Consider the following 21,800-nt stretch of genomic DNA (forward strand, 5'->3'; position numbering starts at 1 on the left):
GGCTTCCCCATGTCCCGCACCTGATCCATTCAAAAACCGCAGAACAAAATTGCCATCGACCGCAAGACCGCCCCGGGACTGCGAAAGCCTTCCTGATAGCGCGCATAGGCCGTAAATTATACAGCGGCGTCGCGGAGACGGCAAGAAAGGACAGCAGCAGGTCAGTTTCGTTCCCGAGGCGCCGTCGTTGCGCGACCCGCCTGCAGGCGGGCGCGACAGGAGACGCCTTAAGCCATGCCGCCCAGCCGCGCGTGCGACAGGCCCGAATACCACCCGCGGCGACGGGTCGGGATCACATCAACGGTGGCCTCGGCATAGCCAGTGACTTCGGTGATTGTTGTTGGTGACGCCGGGCAGCACCGCGCGGAGTGAACCATAGCTCATATTCGCGGTTCTGCCGCGCGCGGTATCGATAGGGGAAACACGCGACGACCGCAGCCAAGTCCGTCGTGATAGCGACGCGACGAGGCGATTTCATGACGAACATCCGTGTCGCGTTACGCTGGTCAGCACGCGCGGCGTCGCTGAGCCGGGCGTGATCTGGATCGGCGCGAACGGCCGCTCGACATCGACCGCGCCAGCCGAGTTACCGGACCGGGCGGTGCTTCGGGCAGGCTGGCGTCGAAGCGTTCGAACGGGCGGTGGTCGATGAAGGCGTTGGACGATTGGAAATGCGGGCCGTAATCCCCAGTCCTTCATAGCAACAATCGTGCCAAGGCCGTAACGCGCCGACGCGTTCTGCTCGACCATCAAATACGGGTCAGCGGGTCAGCCGCCTTGTCGGCATATTGCGCATCATTGAGTTGATCGACTGGTAGGCCCCGCCGAGATCGACGGTCAATCATCACCGACGTCCTAAGCGAAGGCGCCACGACCGCCGCGGACATGGACGCGGTTGACGTCATTCTGACCGCGGAGCGGTTTGTCGATATAGCCGCCGTCGGTGAGCATATAGCCGACCAGGCGCAGCGCGTGCCGTTGTCGCCGACCGGAAGATTGGCGATCGCGGCGATGTCGCCGCCGGGGTCGCCATGCTGGGTCAGCGAAACACCCGCGATAGCCTGCACCGACATCGCGCGCGGGTCAGGCGCTTTGGGGACGACGCGAATGATACCGCCCAGGCGACCCGGCGCCATAAAGTGTCCCCCGGACGTTCGAGTATTTCGACATTATCGACGTCATAAAGCCTGAGGTCGGGGTCGGGGCGTTATAGCTGAGGCGGATATCGCCCGGATGCTGACCAACCGTCGGTGCGTCGGACCGGTGAAGCTGGAATCGGCGATGCCGCGAATGAACAGCTTGTTGCGCCCCGAACCCAGATGGGTCGAAGACACGGTAGCGGTGCGCGACAAGATCAGATCCATGCCGCGCTCGCCGCCAAACGCTCAAATCGCCGCCACTCAGTTGCGTGACGACGCCGGCGAAATGCGAATACGAGGTGTCGGTCTTCGACGCCGTGACGATGATCTCATCCCGCGGCCGCGACGATGTCGTGCGACGAGGTTCGCGCGCGCGCAGCTGCGGCACTGTTGCGGCGCAGGAGAGGCGATGCGCGAGACGCGGCGCAACGGGCGGCGTTCGATGCGCCGGCTGGTGGCGCTGACGCGGACCGCGCGTGCGTCAGTGCCAAAGGCGCTTTGTTGCTTTCTCGACGCTCATCCGTCGCGTACCGGTTTCCGCGTGACTGCCACAATTTGGCATCCATAACACTGATGCTGATCCCGGCGGCGACTGATCACCAGCAACGCCGTCGAGAGGCGGCCTTTGGGTACGTCGAACACGTTCATCCGCCGCCAAAGCCTGTACGGGCGGGCTCAGCGCGATCGCTGCAGCGACTAAAGAACGCGCGCGTGCATGCTCAGCAGGTCAGTATCCAGCCATTGCCCTCCGCTGCACCTTGGTCCCCGACAAAGCGGCGAGGTCGGCGATCGTGCGATTCGATCGGCATCGATAATCAGCGCTCCGCGGAACGAGAGATCGACCGCGGTCGGCGCGATGCGGACATCCATCCCTGCGGTCCGTTTCAGATCTTCGGCAACAACCGCGAGCGGGGGCGTCGTTGTAAACAGAGCAGTCCGGTACGCCAGCCGCCGATGCTAGTAACATCGACATCCTGCACAATCGGGGTTTGGCGATCACCATCGCCACCTTCAATTGCCGCCCGCCACCAGCCGGACTGTCGCGATCGGGGTTGTAGAGAACGATACCTTCGGACACCGCGACCGACGTCTGCCGTTCGCGCCGGACGACGTTGAAGGCAGTGCCCAGATCAACAATCGGTCGTTGCCGGTCTCGACCACGAAAGATCGTTATTGCGGTGAACGACATGGAACATCGCTTCGCCCGTTTCAGGCGAGCAAAGCGTGGGCGATCCTTGTCATTTCGACCACCGATCCGCCGTTGATTTCGATCCGCGATCCATCCACAAGCTCAATCGTGCGATGCTCGCCCGCTGCCGTCAGGATCCGGTGCACTGTTGCCGAACGGATTCAGCGTGGACACGCCGATCACCGCGACCAATGCCGCCGCCATCGCGCTGCCGAACCAGGCGCGGCGCGCGTTTGGTGGCCGCGGCATCGCAGGCGCCATGATGGACAAAGGCTTCACCATCGGCGGCAGTCCGTCGAGATCCTGATCGGACTCGCAACGGCATCATGGGTGCGGCATGTTCGGGATCTTCGTCAGCCAGTCAGCAAAGCCGTCCCAATCATCCGAACGCCGGGTCGCGCTGGCGGATCAGCCAGTCGATGGCGCGCGCTTCGGCGGGGCTGGCGTCAGGACGCATCGAACTGCCTCCGTAGCGCGGCGAGCGCCGCATGGACTTTGCGCAAATCGGCTTCCACGGTACTCAGGCTTATTCTCATTTCGCTGGCTCCATCGCGTTGCGTGAGGCCGTCGACGCGGAACCGGTGGAAGATGCGGGCGGGGCGTTCCCCGGCGTCCGCGATCGCCGCCTCGACCAGCGCCAGTTGCTCGCGCGAGATCAGCGCAGTCTCCGCAGACGGTGCATGGCCTGCCGCCGCCTCTCCCCAAAGCATGGTCGCGCAGCGCTCTTTGCCGCGCCGAACGATAGCGATCGAGCATCAGATTGTTTGCCGCGCGCATTACATGGGGCACCGGTTCGGCGATCGGGCCGGTAACGATCGGTCAGCCGCATCCACAGATCCTGATACATCTTCCGCCGCATCGCCCGCACCGCGCCTGCCAAGAACCGGACGATCCGGTCCCGGTTGGCGAAACAATACGCCTTCGATGCCCTGGCCGGCGTCGGTTCGGTCCTGCGAACTCGTCATCGATTGCTTGCTCTGGAACGCCATCTTTTGCCGGGTAGCGCCGCCCGGCGCGGTGCCATTCGTCCCCTGATGCCGTCATATAGCGCCCCGGTCCCACCGCTCAACCCGCGGGATCGGGAAAGAGGAAGGGCAGTGCAATCATGGCTATGTTCGTTCATTTCTGTCTAAGCAGGGGAGGCGGGGGAGGGAGGTGCCTCCCCTTGCACGGGCCGGCCGGGGCTAGAGGCCCGACCCGCGGACTCGCACGGAACGCCCGGCCTGTATGGCTTTGCTGTTCCTCGCGGACGCTTCGCCAGCGACCTGAAAGGCCGCGTTACCGGCGATGCCACGGAGACGGCCGACCCAGCCGCTCGTGCGATCATCAGGAATAAGGGTGAACGGCGTGCCGTCGCCAGACGAGCGGTGGTCGAACCCGGCGTGCCGCCGACGATCTGGCGCCGACCACCTTCGATCTCGAAGCGTGTCCAGCCGTCATATTGGTCGATGCCGCCAGGAAATCGAGACCGAGGGCTATGGTACCGGAGACCGCAAGTTCGTCGCTGTCGCGGCCCAACGCTTCGCCCGAGGTCGCGCATCGCCGCCGCCGGTTTCCTGGTAGCCCTTCTCGGTCAGCGAAATAATCGACCGCAACCATCGGGCGGATCGAGAAGCCGCCCCGGTAACGGCATCATACGCCAGCGAACCTGACGCCGACCACAAGATTGCCGTCCCCACTTGCCCTTCATCGTCTTGTCGATGTCATCGGCCCCAGCTTCGGCACGGAAGATCGCGGGTACCCTTCAGGCTGATCGGCGCGCCCGACACGCGGGCGTTAGCCGTGAAACCTTTCGAGCGCAGGCGCCAGTGCAGCGCGCCTTCGAACTGGCTGGTGCTGACTGTTGGCATTGCTGCCATTACCGTTCTTGCCGCTGAAGGCGACCGAGAGCCCGCCGAAGTTGCCGATGTCACTCTTGATTTCGGCCCCGGACCGATGCCCCGGCCGCTCACGTCGTAGCTCGCCGTATCGCCGATGCTTTTCGACGTACCCCCACACCGCCTGATTGACCCAATAGCCCCATTTGCCTTCGTCCTGGAACGGCGCGTTGGGATCCTGTAGATGGCGCGAGCGCGCGCAGGCCTGAAGGTGACGTTTCGAAAACCCCGCCTTCATGCTCGGGCAACATCTGACCGAGCTGGTTGCGGAACGGTCGCCATCGACGATGCCGAGGAAGACATCTTCGATCTTCTGGTCCCGCTACGACGGCGTCGAGCTCCGCGTCAAACGCTCCGGCTTCGGAACGGTTGAGTCCGGATTCGCTCGTGCTCTTGCGCGACACATCGACGATGAGCTGGGTAGCGTTCGAGGTAAGCGCGCCTTTGAAGGAAGGGGAGCAACGTCTGCGACGCGGTCAGGTTGCTCGCACCGGTCAGCGTGCCCGCGGTCAGCACGATATGCCGGCCCTCGGCCTCTTCGATGCTCGTGAGGCGGGAGCGCCAATTTCTACGTTCGGTGCCAAAGCTGGCGTTCCCGGTAACCTGCAGTGCGGTGCCAGTGCTGCCGGTGTCGAGCAACACGCCCAATACGCCCTTGTCGGTCACCGCCAGCGATGAAATCGTAGCCGCCCCGGTCGTCGAACGTGCCGCCGCTGACCGATACAGCCAGCCTTTGCGCGTTCGCCAGTGTACCTGAAAACATCGATGTGCCGCCAATAGTCAACGTATCGGCGCCACCGCCAAAATCGACTGTGCCCGTATATTTGGACGTTTCAGCCAAGGTCATCGTATCGCTACCGGCGCCAAGCCGCGCCGTCGGCGTATGTCGCGTCACCCGACAGCGCGAGACGGTTGTTGCCAGCGCCGAAAAAAAGCTGTTCCCTTTCACCGAACCATCGGCGATGTCGGAGACATCGTTGCCACCACTCAAAGCGGACGTCGCCAACGATGCTCGGCGCGGTGACGCCCGATGCAACCGCAGTCTGCTTTACCGTAGCGCCAGTCGCATGCGCCGACAGGTCGATCGCCACGTTGCGGTCGGAACTGGCCAACGCCCCGGTCGCACTGATCGTACCGCTGTTCTCGACGACATCGACGTTGCCAGAAAGATCGACGATCGCGCGCGCAGTGCCATTGTCGCCACCGGTTTTCGCCGCGATCGTACCGCTGTTGCGGATCAACGCAACGTCGCCGCCCGCCTCGACGAGCACCGCGGTTGCGACCAGACCTGCTACATTTCCGGCGGTCGTCGCCTCGACCTTGCCCGCGTTGCGCAATTCGGGGGTGGTTGCACCGCTGCCGATCCGGATTGCCGTCGCCGCAAGATCTTTCGACAGTGCCACCAACGCTGCTACCGGTCGCGCCGATGCCGATCCCGCCCGCGATCGTCACCTGGCGCCGCCAAGGCCGCCGATCTGCATCCGTTTCCGTCTTTGCCGGCATAGGTCCGTTGCCGATCACCCCTCCGTCGATGATCAGGCCGAGGCCGGTCCCGGTTCCCGCGACCGGACCGATCGTCACACTTTGGGTCGTCGATCCGATCCGGACCGCTGCGGCGGAGCCAAACAGACGCACCGCGGCACTGCCCTCCTTGTCGTCGGGAATGCCGTCCTTGTCTTCGTCATTATCGGTGGTGCTGTTGTCCTTGGGCGGGACCGCGAGCACGATGCCGCCGGTCACATTGCCCTCGACCGACAGCGCCGGGCCGCCGATCAGCAGATCGTCGGCGTCGAGTTTCGACGGGTCGGCGGGCGGCGTCGTAAAGCGATATCCGGTCGCGGTCAGGCTGCCCTGAACGACGAGGGCACCGGTGATGTTGCCTGTCAACCGCGCAGCCGTTGCGTCGAGGCCGGTGGCGGTGATCGTTCCGGCCAACCGGACATTGCCGGTGACATCCTGCAACCCGACGCCGAGTGCCCGGTCGCCGAGCACAGAGACCGTGCCGTCGTTGGTAAAATTGCCGGTCAGCGGCCCGCCGAGGCGGATGCCTGCCAGATCATTGCCTTCAATCGTGATCGCCCCGCTGTTGACGATATTACCGGTGAAGGCACCAAGGGGTCGCGATGCCGACGCGGTTGCTGCCAGCGCAAAGGCCCCGTCGATGTCGCCGTCATTGTCGATGTCGGTCGGGGCATAGGGTTCGTCGATCGTGATCTTGCCGGTCGCGGCGTTGGTGATCGATCCGACCGTCCCGGCATTGGCGACGACACCGCGCGCGCCATTGACGTTGCTGATCTCGATCGTGCCCTCGTTGATCACCTTGTGATTGCTGTCGATGGTGACCGCCGCACCGCTGGTTGGCTTCACCGATCTGCCGAAGTGATCTTGATATCGTCGGGCGCGCCCGATTTGATCGTCGACGTGCGCACCGGCGCCGTGGTGGCGCTGGTGATCGTCGTTTCCGCCTTGGCGGTCGTTGAAAGCAGGGCGGCCAGACGGGTGGTGGCCAGCAAGGTCTTGCGCATCGGGTTCCTCTTGTGTTCGGGGCCGGAATGACATCCCGGCAACAATCACAAGACGGAGTCCCTGCGGCGCGGCCTTGAAAATAAGATCAGCCAATTCCCGGAGCACTGCGTCGTGGCAGCCAATGCGGTTGCCACCGCAGTGCAAAGGGTCGAAAAGGCCGGCCCGGGCGCAGCCGCCTGACCGCCAGCACAGGCGCAAGCCGCAATAGAAAGACACTTCATTACCCAATGACATCGGCCAACGAAATTCTGGAAGCACTCGGCTGGCGGGCGCATTTCTCCATTCAACTGACCGATCACGAGGTCGAACAGTGCCTTCCCGTTCGCGTCATGGCCGTGCATCGCGGAAAGATCGCCGTTGCGGGCGCGGGGGCAACACGTCGTCTCGCCCTATATCGCCGGCGCCGGACCGGCAGACGATCATCCAACCGTTGGCGATTGGCTCCTGATCGATCGCGACACGCTCGAACCGGTACGCGTTCTCGAACGGTTGAACCTGTTCAAGCGGCGCGCGCCGGGCGATCCGAATCGCGAGCAGATGATCGCGGCGAACGTCGACACGCTGTTCGTCGTCGCCTCGTGCAATCAGGATTTCAGCGTTGCGCGGCTGGAGCGTTATCTCGTCCTGGCGCGCGAAGTGGGGGTCAAACCCGTCGTTGTTTTGACCAAGACCGACCTGACCGATGATCCGCAGCGTTTCGTCACTGCCGCCAGCGCGATCGAACCGGGACTGCAGGTCGAACCGGTGAACGGCCGCGATCCTGCCAGCGTCGCCCGCCTTGCAGCCTGGTGCGGCAAGGGCGAAACCGTGGCGTTGCTCGGCTCCTCGGGGTCGGCAAATCGACGCTGGTCAATACCTTGCGGGGTCGAGCAGCATCGCAACGCAGGCGATCCGCCCGCGCGACGACACCGGACGCCCACGACCACGGTCCGCGAAATGCACCGGCTCGATCATGGCGGCTGGCTGCTCGACACGCCGGGGATGCGCGAACTGCAGTTGCCGCAAGCGACCGCCGGCATCGCCGAGATTTTCGACGATTTCATTCTGATCGCGGAGCACTGCCGCTTTTCGGATTGCGCGCATGGGGCGGAGCCCGACTGCGCAGTCCGCGCGGCCATCAACGCTGGCACCTTGACCATTGATCGTTTCGAGCGCTGGCAAAAACTGGCAGCCGAGGACAACGCTGCAGCTCATCCGCCGAAACGCCGCCGATAGCGCATTTGGCGGACAGGGTGGGATTCGAACCCACGGTGAGCTTGCACCCACGGCGGTTTTCAAGACCGCTGCCTTAAACCACTCGGCCACCTGTCCGCATGGCCGCCGCCATAGCGCGCGGATACGCTGCGGCAAGAAAAACCTTGCCGGCTCGGCCCGCCGCGCCAATGACTCGGCTCGTCCCGCCGCAACCTAGCCAAGCCGCTCGCATCTGTGCGAGACACGCCTTATGAGTGGGAACATCATGCATGCTATCTTCTCGAAAATCGGACGCCTTTTCGCACTCACTGCCGCCGTCCTGTCGGCATGGCTGCTTACCGCATCGGCGCCGCTGCACGCGCAGAGCGGCGACAGTGGTTTCGACGCCTATGTCCAGTCGCTGTGGCCCAAAGCGCAGGCGCGCGGGGTATCGCGGCAGGTGTTTGATCGCGTCACCGCGGGGCTGCGCTATAATTCGCGGGTGATCGCGCTCGATCGCGACAATCTGGGCAGTCCGCCGACCAACGATACCCCGATCCCGAATTTTGCGCCCTACAAGGCAAAGCATGTCGATGCGGCGCGGATCGGCGGCGGGCGCCGCGTCCACGACCGGTTGCTCCCGTTGCTGTCGCGGATCGAGGCGCGCACCGGCGTGCCGACTAGCATCATGATCGCGATCTATGGCCATGAAACCGCCTATGGTCAGGTAACGGGAAGCTTCGACCTTCCCGAAGCACTGGCGACGTTGGCCTATGAGGGGCGCCGCCGCAGCCTGTTCGAGCCCGAATTCCTGGCAACTCTGGAGATGGTCCAGCGCGGGGTACCGCGTGAAGTGCTGAAGGGCAGCTGGGCGGGTGCGTTCGGCTATCCGCAATTCCTGCCGTCGGTCTATCTGGCGGTGGCCGAGGATGGCGACGGCGACGGCCGCGCCAATATCTGGTCGAGCGAGGCCGATGCGATCGAATCGATTGGGGCTTATCTGCGCCGCGCTGGCTGGCGCGCGGGGCAGCCCTGGGGCGTTGCCGTGACCGTGCCGAGCGGCTTTGACCGTAACCGCTTTGCCAGCCGGCTTGCGCCGACCCGCTGCGCCCGTGTTTTCGCGCGCCACAGCCGCTGGCGTTCGATGGCCGAATGGCGCGCCGACGGCATCCAGCCGATCGGCGGTCGCTGGCCCGACGGACAGGTTCAGGCGGTGCTGCTCGAACCCGACGGCCCCGGACGGACCGCATATTTGCTGACCGGTAACTATCGTGCGATATTGGACTATAACTGTTCCAACTTTTACGCATTGTCGGTGGGGTTATTGGCGGATGAAATCGATCGTTAGAAAGACGGGGCTGATTGCCGGGGCGATGCTGATGCTCGCCGGCTGCGGCAGTTTCGACGGCAAGCGCGAGGGCGGGCCGACCGCCAGTCCAACCCCGGGGACGACCGAGAGCGGAATCCGCGATACGCCGGTCAAGATCGGCGATCCCTATTCGATCGGCGGCACAACCTACACCCCGTCGGACATCGCCGATTATGACGATGTCGGCTATGCGAGCTGGTATGGCGAGGAACTCGCCGGACGGCCAACCGCCAATGGTGAAATTTTCGATCCCGCCGGCGTTAGCGCCGCACACAAGACGCTGCCGCTACCCAGCTATGTCGAGGTCACCGCGCTCGATACCGGACGCACAATTCTGGTACGCGTCAACGATCGCGGCCCAATGGTTGGCGATCGGTTGATCGATCTGTCGCGTGGCGCCGCCGAACAGTTGGGCCTGAGTGCCGGGGTTTCAGCGGTGCGCGTCCGCCGCACCAATCCGCCCCTCGCCGAACGTGCGCAGCTGCGCGCTGGTCACCCGGTGCCTGAACGGATCGCGACGCCCGATTCGCTGCTCTCGATCCTCCGCACCAAGCTGAAAACACTGCCGGTGCCCAAGGCACTTGCTGCAACACCGCCCGTCGACGCGCAGCCCGCCGCGCCGATTGCATCGGGAAAAGCCAAGCCCGGCGACGACCGGATGACCGTTGAAACGGCAAAGCCTATCGCCAAACCGACCGCGGTCACCAAACCGGCGCCCGCCGTTGCCGGTAAATATGTCGTGCAAGTTGGTGCATTCAGTAGCGAAAGTCGCGCCAATGCCACCGCCAAATCCGTCGGCGGCACCGTAAGCAAGGCGGGCAACCTCTGGCGGGTGCGGATCGGTCCCTTCGCCAGTGACGCCGAAGCGCGCGGCGCGCTCAACACGGCAAAGGCCAAGGGCTTCCGCGACGCGGTGGTCCAACGCGACCGCTGATGGTCGGAGCGTGATAGAATTGGGCGATATAACAAAGCGGAGCGCCGCGGTTTTCGCGGGGATTGCACTGGCTTTTGCAATACCTGCGGTGGCGAGCGATGCACGTTCGGTAACGGTTATCACGGGCCGCCCACTCTACACGACACAGGCACCAATCGCGATGCTCAAGGATCTCGATTCGGGCGAAATCCTGTTTTCGCGCGGCGCCGACAAGCGGTTCGCGCCGGCGTCGATGGCCAAGGTGATGACAGCTTATGTCGTGCTCGGCCTGATCAAAAAGGGCGAGTTGGCGCGCGACAAGCAGTTCACCGTCAGCGAAGCTACGTGGAAGAAGTGGAAGGGCGGCAACGGCGGATCGACGATGTTTCTGCGACCCGGCGAAAAGGTTTCGGTTGATGATCTGCTCAAAGGCCTGATCACGGTATCGGGCAATGATGCCGCCGCGGCGCTGGCGGTCGGGATCGACGGCAGCGAAGCAACCTTTATCAAAAGAATGAATGCTGTAGCCGCTCATATTGGTATGAAGTCGAGTAATTTTGGAACGCCGAATGGCTGGCCCGACGGCGGGGTGACCAAGGTTAGCGCCAGCGACCTTATCACGCTGGCCGACCGGCTGATACGCGATCATCCCGCTGGCTACGTGCGCTATTTTTCGATGCCGAAGCTTCAGCATGGCACGTCACCCGATGGCAAACCGATCATCCAGGCAAACCGCAATCCCATCCTTGGGCGGGTTCTGGGCGCCGATGGATTGAAGACGGGCCATACCTCCGAGGCTGGCTATTGCTTGCTGGGTTCGGCGAAACGCGACGGGCGCCGTCTAATCATGGTCGTCGCCGGGCTGCCGAGCGAAAAAGCGCGCCGCGAAGAGGCCGAGCGGCTGATGAACTGGGGTTTCACAGTACCGATGGCGGCCAGCAACAGCGGCAAGAGCAAAAAAGCCGCGAGTGGCAGCGGGCGCGCTGCGCCGTGGTGACAAAGCGCGTACTGGCGGCTACCGCCGTATGATGCACGCACGCTTCCTCCTTCTCCCTCGTTGCAGGCTTTCGGCATGATGCGTGGGCGCTTCATCACGCTCGAAGGCGGCGAAGGGGTCGGCAAATCGACCCAGATCCACGCCGTTGCTGCGGCGCTGACCGCACAGGGCATCGAAACCGTCGCAACGCGCGAGCCAGGTGGCAGCAAAGGCGCCGAAGCGATCCGTACCTTGTTGATGGAAGGCAGCGACGACCGCTGGGATGCGCGCAGCGAAGCCTTGCTGTTCGCCGCGGCGCGCGCCGATCATGTCGCGCGGACGATCCGCCCGGCGCTGGCGCGCGGCGCGTGGGTGCTGTGCGACCGGTTCGTTGATTCCAGCCGCGCCTATCAGGGCGGCGGCGGCGGCCTCACCGACGCGGACATCCTTACGCTGCATAGGGTGGGATCCGAAGGGCTGCTACCCGACCGCACCTTCCTGCTCACCGTCAGCCCCGCCGAAGCAGTGCGCCGCCTGATCGCGCGCGGTGGCAGCGACCGGATGGGCAGCAAACCCGCCGATTATCAGGCGCGCCTCGGCGCGCGTTTCATCGAGATGGCCGAGGCCGAGCCAGGCCGCTGGCGGATCATCGACGCCGATGCCCCCACCGAGCAGGTCACCGTAGCGATCCTTAGCGGGCTCGCCGAATGGCTATGATTGGTCATCAGGATGCTGAGGCCGCCTTTCTCGAAGGCTGGCAGGGGGGCAGGCTGCATCACGCGTGGCTGCTCGCGGGACCGCAGAGTATGGGGAAGGGGGCTTTTGCGGCACGCGTCGCGCGCTTCCTCGTTACCCATGGCTGTGGCGGCGACGGCCAGGCAGTCGCGCTCGACGATCCGGGCGACAGCGCTGCAGGGCGATTGGTCGAGGCGGGCAACCACCCTGAAATCCTCCACCTGACGCGCCAACTCAAGGACAAGAGCAAAGACCTCGCGCGCAACATCACCATCGATCAGGTTCGGGCGATGATCCGCCGTCTGCACCTGTCGCTGTCGCTCGGCGACTGGCGCGTTATCATCGTCGACGCGATCGACGATCTGGAGACCGACGCCGCCAACGCGCTGCTTAAGACACTCGAGGAACCGCCAGCAAAGACGCTGTTCCTGCTCGTCAGTCACTCGCCGGGGCGCCTGCTGCCGACAATCCGATCGCGATGCAGAACCTTGCGTTTTCAACCGGTTGACCGTGACGTCATGACAGCATGGCTGCATGATCTGCGACCGATGCTCGAGATCTCCGAGGCGCGCGCAATCGTCACCGCGTCGGGCGGCGTGCCCGGCAAGGCGTTGGCGCTGATCGACAGCGATGTCGCGACGATGGAAAAAAAGTTGCTCGCGATCGTCGCGACCGGTGACCCCGAAAATCGTCTGCGCGAGGCGCTGGCACGCGAGGTCAGCGGCACCAGCAATCGCGCCCGGCTTGAACTCGTCATCGACATCGTGCCGGGACTGCTCGCGCGGCTCGCACGTGATCGCCCAGTGGCGGAGATTGCGCCGATCCTCGCGCAATGGGACCGCGTCCTGCGCACCGTGCGCGACGCTATCCGCGGTTCCTATGATGGAGCGATGGTCGGGTTCGAAATCGGCAATTGCCTGGCCGAACTGGCGCCGCGGACGAGATAATCGTCGCCCTTGCGAAGGCTGGGGCCGCCTGCGGCTTACGCCGCCAGCGCCAAAACGGGCCGACTGCGGCCCCTGCCTTCGCAAGGGCGACGGATACTTCCCCTTCGGCGCGCCAGCGGCTAAGGCGCGACCATGTCCGAAAACAGCGCACCTTTCTACATCACCACCGCGATCAGCTACCCCAATGGCCGCCCGCATATCGGCCACGCCTACGAAGCAATCGCAACCGACGTGATGGCACGGTTCCAGCGCGCGCGAGGTCGCGACGTGCGACTGATCACCGGCACCGACGAACATGGGCTGAAGATGTTCCAGACGGCGCGCGATCAGGGCCGCGAAACGATCGATCTTGCGAACGAAATGTCATCTTATTTCCGGGAGATGTATGCCAAACTGAATATAAGTTATGATAATTTCATGCGCACCTCGGATGCCGCGCATCATGCGGCCTCACAGGCGATCTGGCGTGCGATGGAGGGTAATGGCGACCTCTATCTCGACCGCTACGAGGGCTGGTATTCGGTTCGCGACGAAGCCTATTACGACGAAAGCGAGCTGGTCGATGGGGAAGGCGAAACCCGTCTGTCGCCGCAAGGGACGCCCGTCGAATGGACCGTCGAGGAAAGCTGGTTCTTTCGCTTGTCAAACTATCAGGACCGGCTGCTCGCGCTTTATGAAGCGCAACCCGATTTCATCCGCCCCGAAAGCCGCCGCAACGAAGTGATGCGCTTCGTCGAAGGCGGGCTGAAGGATCTCAGCGTCTCGCGCACCAGCTTCGACTGGGGCGTCCCCGTCCCGGGTTCGCCCGGGCATGTGATGTATGTGTGGGTCGATGCACTCACCACATATCTGTCGGGGCTGGGCTATCCAGATCTCGATGGCGATTTCGGCAAATTCTGGCCTGCGAACATCCATATGATCGGCAAGGATATTGTGCGTTTTCATACGGTTTACTGGCCTGCCTTCCTGATGAGCGCCGGTCTGCCACTGCCCAGGCAGGTTTTCGGTCACGGCTTCCTGCTCAACCGCGGTGAGACGATGTCAAAGTCGCTCGGCAACTTCGTCGATCCGATGGCGCTTGCCGACACCTTCGGGGTCGATGCGCTGCGCTATTATCTGCTGCGCGAGGTCAGTTTCGGGCAGGACGGTACTTACTCGGCCGAAGCGATCGTGCGCACCGCCAATGCCGATCTGGCGAACAGCTTCGGCAATCTAGCGCAGCGCAGCTTGTCGATGATTTTCAAGAATTTGAATGGCAAGCTGTCCACGGACTATGTGTCACACGAAGATGATCGCGCGCTGCTGTCGATCGTCAACGACGCCTGCCGCAACCTGCTGCCGCGTGAATTTGAACAGCTCGCTTTTTCGATAGGCATCGAGGAGTGGCTGCGTGCGGTGTTCGCGTGCAACCAATATGTCGATACGCAGGCACCCTGGGCGCTGCGTAAGGCCGACCCCGATCGGATGCACGCGGTGCTGATGACATTGTTTCAGGTCGTTCGCACGCTCGCGATTGCAATCCGCCCAGTCGTGCCGACAGCCGCCGATACATTGCTTGACCAGATGGGCATTGCCGACGGCGCGCGCAACTTTGCAACACTGGACGACGATGACTGGTTTGCGAGCCTTGCCGCTAGCGGGTTTATCGTAGGCCAGCCGCAGCCCCTCTTCCCGCGCCTCGACCTGCCGGAAGGGGAAGGGCAGGCGTAATGCTCGTCGATTCGCACTGCCACCTCAATTACAAGGGGCTCGCCGAGCAGCAGGGCGCGGTTCTCGACCGCGCCCGCGCGCGCGGTGTCACCGCGATGCTCAACATCGCGACACGCGAAAGCGAATGGGACGATGTGCTCGCGGTTGCCGAAGCCAATCCCGATGTGTGGGCCAGCGTCGGCATCCATCCGCACGACGCCGACCATCATCCCGACGTCGACACCGCGAAGCTGGTCCAACGTGCCGCGCACCCGCGCGTAATCGGCATCGGTGAAACCGGCCTCGATTATTATTACGACAAGAGTGACCGCGTGCGGCAGCAGGACAGCTTCCGCCGCCACGTCCACGCGTCGCAAGTGACCGGGTTGCCGATCATCGTTCACACCCGCGATGCCGAAGATGACACGCTGGCGCTTCTCGGCGAAGAAATGGGCAGGGCGACCTTCCCCGGCGTGATCCACTGCTTCACCGCCAGCGATGATTTCGCGCGCAAAGCAATCGACCTGGGGCTGTTCATCTCGATATCGGGAATCGTGACGTTCAAGAACGCCGCCGATCTGCAGGCGACCGCCAAATGGCTGCCGCAGGATCGGCTACTGATCGAAACCGACGCCCCTTTCCTCGCCCCTGTCCCGCACCGCGGCAAGACCGGCGAGCCGGCATTTGTCGCCGACACGCTGGCCTTCCTCGCCAACCTACGCGACGAGGATACGGAAGCTCTTGGCTCCGCGACGAGCGCCAATTTCTACGCGCTTTTCAACAAGGCGATGCCATGACGTCACGCACGCAATGAAGGTCCGTATTCTGGGCTGCGGCACGTCTTCGGGTGTACCACGGATCGGCAATGACTGGGGGCAATGCGACCCCGACAATCCGCGCAATCTGCGCAGTCGTTCCTCGATCCTGATCTCGCTCGGCGGCTTTCGACTACTCGTCGACACCAGCCCAGATATGCGTCTGCAACTGCTCGATGCCGAGGTTGGCGCGATCGATGGCATCATCTGGACCCACGAGCATGCCGACCATTGCCACGGGCTCGATGATCTGCGTCAGATCATGCATCTGCGCGGCTCGCAAGTACCTGCCTATGCGCGCAACCATGTGCTCGACACGCTCAAATGGCGCTTCACTTATGCCTTTGCCGGAAACGCCGGCTATCCGGCGTTGGTCGATCCGATCGACTTGCTGGATCACCAATCGATCGGGCCGATCGAGGTTTCGGCAATCGAGATGCCGCACGGACCAATCAAGGCAAGCGGCCTGATCTTTAGTGATGGTGTTCATAAGATCGGCTATGCCACGGACTTTTCAAAGTTTACTGATGACATGGTCGACTTCTTCCAAGGCGTCGACCTGTTCGTGATCGATGCGCTCCGCCGCTATCCACACCCGACGCATCCGCATCTGGCGATGACGCTCGCGGCGCTCGAAAAATGCGGCAATCCGCGCGCGATCATCACCCATATGGACAATACGATGGATTATGACGACCTAGCGGGTGAATTGCCGCCGGGTGTCGAGCCGGGGTATGACGGGTTGGAGGTGCAGCTATGAGCGGTGACACGGCGGTACAGATGATCTGGTTCGTCGGCGCGCTGACGCTGGTCGTCAGTTCGTTGCTGGCGCGGCGGTTGCCGATGGCCGACTGGCTCAAGATGGGGCTGGCGTGGGCAGCGATTTTCGGTCTCGTGTTTCTGGTTATCCGAACATGGCAGATAGTCACCTGATTGCCGTGCATTCCTAAGCTGGGGCAATAACGCATGATTCCAACGGCAGGGGGGTATTCTCCTCCCCAAACGCATTTAGATTTAACATAATATATATTATCGGATAATTATATGGCCGACGCGACGCTCCAATCCCCCATCAATCGCCTGCTCATGGTGATGGCCAGATTGCGTAATCCTGATGGCGGCTGCGAATGGGATCTTGCGCAGAGCTTTGCGACGATTGCGCCCTACACCATCGAAGAAGCCTATGAGGTTGCCGACGCGATCGCTGGCGGCGATCCTGCGGCAATTTGCGACGAGCTTGGCGACCTCTTGCTCCAGGTCGTGTTCCACAGCCAGATTGCCAGCGATAACGGTCTGTTCGGCTTTAACGACGTGGCGACCGCGATCAGCGACAAGATGGAGCGCCGCCATCCGCATATTTTTGGCGACAGCAAGACCAATAATGTTCGCCAGCAATGGGAACAAATCAAGGCCGACGAACGCGCCGCCGATGGTCCCAAGGGTGCCCTGTCGGGGGTTGCGCGCTCCTTGCCCTCGCTCTTGCGTGCGCAAAAACTTCAGTCACGCGCCGCGCGCGTCGGCTTCGATTGGCCTGACGAAGCTGGCCCACGCGGCAAGATCGCCGAAGAACTCGTCGAAGTGGCGACCGCGACCGATGACGCAGCGCGGCACGAGGAGATCGGCGACCTGCTCTTCGCGGTCGTCAACTACGCCCGACACCTGGGCGTCGACGCCGAAGGCGCGCTCCGCGATGCGAACGTCAAATTCGCGCGCCGTTTTGCAGCGATGGAAGATCGCGCGGGCGGTAGCTTGGAGGGATTGTCGCTCAACGCGCAGGAAGCCCATTGGCTGGCGGTCAAGGCGTCGGAGCGTCGTCCGTAGGCCACAGCCGTTCGAACCGCGCTGCGTCGGCGGGATCGAGCCGGACGGTCAGCACATGCCCCTCATCCTCGGGCTCGTCGGCCAACACCTCGCCGCGCGCGTGAAGCCACGCCGCCGCCTCGCCATTCTGATAGTCCAGGTAAATCCGCTGGACCTTGTGCAGCGCGGTCAGTTGCGTCGCCATCAGGACGCGCGCGGCCTCGACGCCTTCACCAGTCACCGCAGATATGACCGCGACGTCGGAGCGCCGCGCTGCCATCTCTTCAATAGCGGCGCGACCGTCGCTGTCGGCGGTGTCGATCTTGTTCCAGATTTCGATCTGCGAGATCGCGAACGGCGCGTCGCCCTCGCCATCATCCTGCGATCCATTGACGCCGAGCGAGCTCAGGATGGTGCAGACGTCATCATATTGCGCGTCGCTGTCGGGGTGGACGATGTCGCGAACATGGACGATCAGATCGGCAGTCGTGACCTCTTCGAGCGTGGCGCGAAACGCCGCGACCAGTTCGGTCGGCAGGTCGGAAACAAAACCGACGGTGTCGGAGAGGATCGCCTTGTCGATGCCGGGCAGCCGGATCTCGCGCATCGTCGGGTCGAGGGTTGCGAACAGCATGTCTTCCGCCATGACGTCACTTCCCGTCAAGCAGTTGAAAAACGTCGATTTACCTGCGTTTGTATAACCAACGAGCGCGACGACCGGCCAGGGCGCACGCTGACGCTTCGACCGCTGCAACTGGCGGGTGCGACGAGCGTCTTCGAGCGAACGCCGGATCCGCGCCATGCGGTTGCGGATCATCCGCCGGTCGGCCTCGATCTGCGTTTCGCCGGGACCGCCGAGGAAGCCGAAACCGCCGCGCTGGCGTTCGAGGTGGGTCCAGCTACGCACCAACCGTCCCGCCTGATAATCGAGATGCGCCAATTCCACCTGCAAGCGTCCTTCGGCGGTCGCGGCGCGTTCGCCGAAGATTTCGAGGATCAGCCCGGTCCGGTCGATCACCTTGGTGCCGAAAGCGGTTTCCAGATTGCGCTGCTGGATCGGGCTAAGAGCGGCATCGACCACGACAAGTTGGATGCCATGTTTCTCGATGTCCGGTGTGATCGCCTCGATCTGCCCGACTCCGAGCAAGGTCGCTGCCCGCGTCTGGCGCAGTCGAAGCATATGCACCGCGACTACGTCGAGCCCGATCGCCAACGCGAGCCCCCTCGCCTCCTTTGCCCGCGCGTCAAGATCGCGAGTCAACTTCTGGCTATGCCATTCGGGCACGACCAACAGCGCGGCAGCGCCGCGGGTGACTTCTTCCTGGCTGTCAATAATCGAGGCGATCAGGCGTTGTCCGCTTCTGCGTCGGGTTCGCTGTCGGTCAGGTTGATCGGGCCGTTTGGCTGCACCGTCGAAATGGCGTGCTTATAGACGAGCTGCACTTGGCGCTCGCGCTCGAGCAGCATGCAGAATAGATCGAACGCAACGATATCGCCCTGCAACATCACCCCGTTGACCAAGAACATCGTCACCGATTCATCGGATTTTCGGACCGCATTCAGGAATACATCCTGCAATGCCTTACCCTTGCTAGCCGGCGCGTCGCGCAGATTGCCGCCGAGCAGCGAAAGATCGAAATCATGCGACGGCATCACCGTCGAGATCGCATGTTTATAAACGAGCTGGGACTGGCCATCGCGGCGCAGCAGCAACGAAAAATTGTCGAACCAAGTGATGATGCCCTGAAGCTTCACCCCTTTGACGAGAAACATTGTTACCGGCGTTTTGCTTTTGCGCAGCGCGTTGAGAAAAATATCCTGGAGATTCTGGTTCTTATCGGACACATTTGCCTCCTATTTTTGGCGGTACGACCGCAGGTATGCCCCGGTTTTCCGGCTTAAAGACCTTTTTCTTTCCATCAATATGCGGCAAAGCATGCGCAAGGTCTAGCGCAAAGCCTCACCCCTCGCCGTCCGAACTCTCGGTGAGCCCCAAAAGTTTCAGTTTGCGGTGCAAGGCCGAGCGTTCCATGCCGATAAAGGTCGCGGTGCGCGAGATATTGCCCGAAAATCGGTTGATCTGGATCCGCAGATATTCGCGCTCGAAATTTTCGCGCGCTTCTTTCAGCGGGATCGCAGTGATCGATTCCGAATTTGGCAAAATGTCGCTGCCACCGCGGACCAGCTCGCCTGGCAGCATATCGGCGTCGATCCGGTTCAGACGATCGCTCGGCGCCAATATCATCACACGTTCAATGACGTTGCGCAGCTCGCGGACATTGCCCGGCCATTCGTGCGCTTGCAGCGCCGCCATCGCTTCCGAACTGATCTCGGGCGGCGGAACGCGGCGATCGGCGGCATAGCGGCGGATAGTGGTCGCACAGGCTGGCAATATCGTCGCGGCGCTCACGCAGCGGCGGGATATGCACCGGAACGACATTAAGCCGATAATAGAGATCTTCGCGAAAGCGGCTCTCGGCGATTTCAGTCGTCAGGTCGCGCGCCGAGCCCGAAATGATCCGGACATCGACGCGGATCATCGTGCGCCCGCCAACGCGGGTAAAGCTCTGGTCGGTGAGTACGCGCAGGATCTTGCCTTGGGTCGTCAGCGGCATGTCAGCGACTTCGTCGAGAAAAAGGGTGCCGCCATGCGCCTGTTCGAGCAGCCCGACGCGGATCGCCCCGTCGTCGGTTTCGGACCCGAACAATTCGGTTTCAACCGTCTCGGGATCCATGCGCGCCGAGGAAATGACGCGGAAGGGTGCATTGTGACGCCCGCTCCAACCGTGCAGCACGCGCGGCCACTTCCTTGCCAACCCCGCTGCACCGGTAATCAACACCCGACTACCGGTCCCCGCGACGCGCGGACATTGTTGATCGACGCGCTGGTCCCGGTCAATTCGTCTGATGGCCCCGCCTTTTCGCGCAATTGCTCATATTCGAACTTCAGCCGCTCGCTTTCGGTCGCGCGTGCGACCAGATGGAGCAAGCGCGATGCCTCGAACGGCTTTTCGATGAAATCATAGGCACCGCGCCGGATCGCCGCTACCGCGGTGTCGAGCCCGCCATGCCCCGAAATGACGATGATCGGCAGCGTGGGATCGAAGGCCTTAATCGCCTCGACCAGCCCCAGCCCGTCGAGCCGCGACCCCTGCAACCACACGTCGATCAGCGCGAGCGATGGGCGCCGCTGGCGGATAGCTTCGAGTGCGGAATCGCTGTCGGAGGCAATACGCGCCTCATAGCCTTCGTCTTCCATGACGCCGGCGACGAGATCGCAAATGTCGCGTTCGTCGTCGACGATCAATATATCAAGCGCCATATTCTTCTCTATCCTGTCGGTTGCGGATCCGCCCCGGAACCGATTCTGCGTGCCCCATGCTTATTTCGTCGCCCTTCCCTGCCAATCCTTGCAGCCGGTCGGGATGGAGCGTCAGTGTGACGCACGTCCCCCGCCCCGCCGGATTGTCCGAAAACTCCAGCTCGCCATAATGCTGTTCGACTGATCTTTTGACAATCGCGAGGCCCAGTCCCGTGCCGCCCTGACGCGTCGTCATATAGGGGTTCGGCAATGGTCTGCGCGCCTGCGGCAACCCGATCCCGTCATCCGCAACACGGATCAGGATTTCACCGTGCGGCCCGCTGGCCAGCTCGGCATCAATATGCCCAATGGGAGTTAATTGCGAACTTTTTGAATTTTCTTCAATCGCTTCCACTGCGTTTTTGACAATGTTTGTCATGGCCTGCGACAGCAAGCGTCGATCGCAAACGAGCGGCCCGATTTCGTCCGGGGTTTTTACTGCAAAGACGATATCGGGCTTGGCAACCTCGAACAGGAATACCGCTTGGCGCAGGATATCGCGGATATCCTCGACCCGAAGGTTGGTTTGGGCATGCGGGCAAAGCTCGAAAACTCACCTACCATCCGGCGCATGTCGTGAACCTGGCGGATCACGGTATCGGTCAATTTCTTGAAGGTGGCACTGTCGCCCTCGATCTTGTCGCCGAAGCGACGCTGAAGGCGCTCGGCGGCGAGTTGGATCGGGGTCAGCGGATTCTTGATCTCATGCGCAATACGACGCGCGACGTCAGACCAGGCGGCGCGACGCTGATCGAGCAATTGCTGGGTAATATCTTCAAAACTCAGACAAAGCCGTCGCCCTGCGCAACCGCCTTGGCGGCGAGCGTTGCGGGTTCGGCACGTTGGGGCGAGCCAATTGACGATCGCCTCACGCCCGTCGCCCATCAACAGTCGCGCCAGTTCAGGTGCGACTTCCGCTAAGGACGTCCGGTCAGGCAATGGGCTGACTGGCAGATCAGCCGCTCGGCTGCCGCATTGGCCAGCTGGATGCGGTGATCGGCTCGTCATCGCGCGCTGGCGGGGTCACGCGCACCGACAGATCGCCACCCGCCGCAGTGCGCGTCGCGCCGATCAGCGTGCCTAGCGGACGCACGATGCGGTCGGCGACGACGATAGCGGCGATCACGGCGAGCGCGAGCAGCAATAGCGATCCCAAATATAGTGCGCCGTTGAATTGCAACTGCAAGAGCTGCGAGCGTTGGAACAAGGCATTATAGTCGGCAAGCACCGTGCTGGCCCGTCTGACCGGCAGGTTGGAAACCTGGCACGTTCGCATCGCGCGACGCATAAA

The 21,800-nt window shown here is 62.8% G+C and carries 23 protein-coding genes, 1 tRNA gene and 1 pseudogene; 12 read left to right on the plus strand and 13 right to left on the minus strand.

Going from position 1 to position 21,800, the window contains the following annotated elements; translation table 11 throughout:
• Window positions 1–749: 749 nt before the first annotated feature.
• On the minus strand, window positions 750–1,136 hold the full coding sequence (locus tag IPF76_RS09490; RefSeq protein WP_293842899.1) for a hypothetical protein: 387 nt from the start codon (window positions 1,134–1,136) through the stop codon (window positions 750–752).
• Between the two features lie 1,340 nt (window positions 1,137–2,476).
• On the opposite strand from IPF76_RS09490, the gene IPF76_RS09495 reads away from it, so the two are divergent.
• On the plus strand, window positions 2,477–2,635 hold the full coding sequence (locus IPF76_RS09495) for a hypothetical protein (protein WP_293842901.1): 159 nt from the start codon (window positions 2,477–2,479) through the stop codon (window positions 2,633–2,635).
• A gap of 139 nt (window positions 2,636–2,774) precedes the next feature.
• Here IPF76_RS09495 and IPF76_RS09500 read toward each other — a convergent pair whose 3' ends face one another.
• The 5 genes from IPF76_RS09500 to IPF76_RS09520 form a co-directional block, all read right to left on the minus strand.
• Window positions 2,775–3,038 (minus strand): hypothetical protein, encoded by a 264-nt coding sequence (locus tag IPF76_RS09500; protein WP_293842903.1) that lies wholly within the window; start codon window positions 3,036–3,038, stop codon window positions 2,775–2,777.
• Window positions 3,039–4,104: 1,066 nt separating this feature from the next.
• A complete protein-coding gene (locus IPF76_RS09505; RefSeq protein ID WP_293842905.1) occupies window positions 4,105–4,443 on the minus strand; it encodes a hypothetical protein in 339 nt (112 codons plus the stop codon).
• Between the two features lie 330 nt (window positions 4,444–4,773).
• On the minus strand, window positions 4,774–5,211 hold the full coding sequence (locus IPF76_RS09510; RefSeq protein ID WP_293842907.1) for a hypothetical protein: 438 nt from the start codon (window positions 5,209–5,211) through the stop codon (window positions 4,774–4,776).
• Window positions 5,193–6,572: a hypothetical protein gene (locus IPF76_RS09515; RefSeq protein WP_293842909.1), complete on the minus strand. Its 1,380-nt coding sequence runs from the start codon at window positions 6,570–6,572 to the stop codon at window positions 5,193–5,195. Before IPF76_RS09515 ends, IPF76_RS09510 begins: the two co-directional genes overlap by 19 nt.
• Complete coding sequence (locus IPF76_RS09520; RefSeq protein ID WP_293842911.1) at window positions 6,569–6,730, minus strand: hypothetical protein; 162 nt, start codon at window positions 6,728–6,730, stop codon at window positions 6,569–6,571. Before IPF76_RS09520 ends, IPF76_RS09515 begins: the two co-directional genes overlap by 4 nt.
• 358 nt (window positions 6,731–7,088) lie before the next feature.
• Here IPF76_RS09520 and rsgA point away from each other — a divergent pair, with 358 nt between their 5' ends.
• Window positions 7,089–7,946, plus strand: a complete 858-nt coding sequence (gene rsgA, locus IPF76_RS09525; RefSeq protein WP_293842913.1) for a GTPase RsgA — start codon at window positions 7,089–7,091, stop codon at window positions 7,944–7,946.
• Window positions 7,947–7,952: 6 nt separating this feature from the next.
• Here the strand turns inward: rsgA and IPF76_RS09530 are convergent.
• Window positions 7,953–8,042: transfer RNA gene (locus tag IPF76_RS09530), tRNA-Ser, on the minus strand.
• Between the two features lie 148 nt (window positions 8,043–8,190).
• Between IPF76_RS09530 and IPF76_RS09535 the strand changes: the two genes are divergently transcribed.
• The 10 genes from IPF76_RS09535 to mazG all read left to right on the plus strand — a co-directional run bounded on the left by IPF76_RS09535 (window position 8,191) and on the right by mazG (window position 17,169).
• On the plus strand, window positions 8,191–9,252 hold the full coding sequence (locus tag IPF76_RS09535; RefSeq protein ID WP_293842915.1) for a lytic transglycosylase domain-containing protein: 1,062 nt from the start codon (window positions 8,191–8,193) through the stop codon (window positions 9,250–9,252).
• On the plus strand, window positions 9,236–10,207 hold the full coding sequence (locus IPF76_RS09540; protein WP_293842917.1) for a septal ring lytic transglycosylase RlpA family protein: 972 nt from the start codon (window positions 9,236–9,238) through the stop codon (window positions 10,205–10,207). Before IPF76_RS09535 ends, IPF76_RS09540 begins: the two co-directional genes overlap by 17 nt.
• An 88-nt stretch (window positions 10,208–10,295) precedes the next feature.
• Window positions 10,296–11,183 carry a D-alanyl-D-alanine carboxypeptidase family protein gene (locus IPF76_RS09545; protein WP_293842919.1) on the plus strand — a complete coding sequence of 296 codons (888 nt, stop codon included), beginning with the start codon at window positions 10,296–10,298 and terminating at the stop codon, window positions 11,181–11,183.
• Between the two features lie 75 nt (window positions 11,184–11,258).
• The gene (gene tmk / locus IPF76_RS09550) at window positions 11,259–11,879 is read left to right on the plus strand and encodes a dTMP kinase (protein ID WP_293842921.1); all 621 of its coding nucleotides are present in this window, start codon (window positions 11,259–11,261) and stop codon (window positions 11,877–11,879) included.
• The gene (locus IPF76_RS09555; RefSeq protein WP_293842923.1) at window positions 11,870–12,844 is read left to right on the plus strand and encodes a DNA polymerase III subunit delta'; all 975 of its coding nucleotides are present in this window, start codon (window positions 11,870–11,872) and stop codon (window positions 12,842–12,844) included. The genes tmk and IPF76_RS09555 overlap by 10 nt, the downstream gene beginning before the upstream one ends.
• 132 nt (window positions 12,845–12,976) lie before the next feature.
• Window positions 12,977–14,554, plus strand: coding sequence for a methionine--tRNA ligase (gene metG / locus IPF76_RS09560; RefSeq protein ID WP_293842925.1), 1,578 nt, complete (start codon window positions 12,977–12,979; stop codon window positions 14,552–14,554).
• On the plus strand, window positions 14,554–15,330 hold the full coding sequence (locus tag IPF76_RS09565) for a TatD family hydrolase (RefSeq protein WP_293842927.1): 777 nt from the start codon (window positions 14,554–14,556) through the stop codon (window positions 15,328–15,330). Before metG ends, IPF76_RS09565 begins: the two co-directional genes overlap by 1 nt.
• Before the next feature lie 13 nt (window positions 15,331–15,343).
• On the plus strand, window positions 15,344–16,108 hold the full coding sequence (locus IPF76_RS09570) for an MBL fold metallo-hydrolase (protein ID WP_293842929.1): 765 nt from the start codon (window positions 15,344–15,346) through the stop codon (window positions 16,106–16,108).
• Window positions 16,105–16,281 carry a hypothetical protein gene (locus IPF76_RS09575; protein WP_293842931.1) on the plus strand — a complete coding sequence of 59 codons (177 nt, stop codon included), beginning with the start codon at window positions 16,105–16,107 and terminating at the stop codon, window positions 16,279–16,281. The genes IPF76_RS09570 and IPF76_RS09575 overlap by 4 nt, the downstream gene beginning before the upstream one ends.
• Window positions 16,282–16,392: 111 nt before the next feature.
• Entirely contained in the window at window positions 16,393–17,169 is a 777-nt protein-coding gene (mazG, locus tag IPF76_RS09580) for a nucleoside triphosphate pyrophosphohydrolase (protein WP_293842933.1), read from the plus strand.
• On the opposite strand, the gene hflX is transcribed toward mazG, so the two are convergent.
• The 6 genes and pseudogenes from hflX to IPF76_RS09610 form a co-directional block, all read right to left on the minus strand.
• Window positions 17,144–18,484, minus strand: a complete 1,341-nt coding sequence (gene hflX / locus IPF76_RS09585; RefSeq protein ID WP_293842941.1) for a GTPase HflX — start codon at window positions 18,482–18,484, stop codon at window positions 17,144–17,146. The two genes, mazG and hflX, sit on opposite strands and share 26 nt — an antisense overlap.
• 8 nt (window positions 18,485–18,492) lie before the next feature.
• The gene (gene hfq, locus IPF76_RS09590; RefSeq protein WP_249340006.1) at window positions 18,493–18,993 is read right to left on the minus strand and encodes an RNA chaperone Hfq; all 501 of its coding nucleotides are present in this window, start codon (window positions 18,991–18,993) and stop codon (window positions 18,493–18,495) included.
• Between the two features lie 115 nt (window positions 18,994–19,108).
• Window positions 19,109–20,470: pseudogene (locus IPF76_RS09595) on the minus strand (sigma-54 dependent transcriptional regulator).
• The gene (locus IPF76_RS09600; protein ID WP_293842937.1) at window positions 20,460–20,903 is read right to left on the minus strand and encodes an ATP-binding protein; all 444 of its coding nucleotides are present in this window, start codon (window positions 20,901–20,903) and stop codon (window positions 20,460–20,462) included. Before IPF76_RS09600 ends, IPF76_RS09595 begins: the two are co-directional and overlap by 11 nt.
• Before the next feature lie 41 nt (window positions 20,904–20,944).
• Entirely contained in the window at window positions 20,945–21,394 is a 450-nt protein-coding gene (locus IPF76_RS09605) for a histidine kinase dimerization/phospho-acceptor domain-containing protein (protein WP_293842943.1), read from the minus strand.
• A 70-nt stretch (window positions 21,395–21,464) separates the two neighbouring features.
• Window positions 21,465–21,800: HAMP domain-containing protein (locus IPF76_RS09610; protein WP_293842939.1), on the minus strand; the 336-nt coding region annotated here is incomplete at its 5' end.

This window comes from Sphingopyxis sp. (assembly GCF_016704835.1).
Lineage (GTDB): Bacteria > Pseudomonadota > Alphaproteobacteria > Sphingomonadales > Sphingomonadaceae > Sphingopyxis.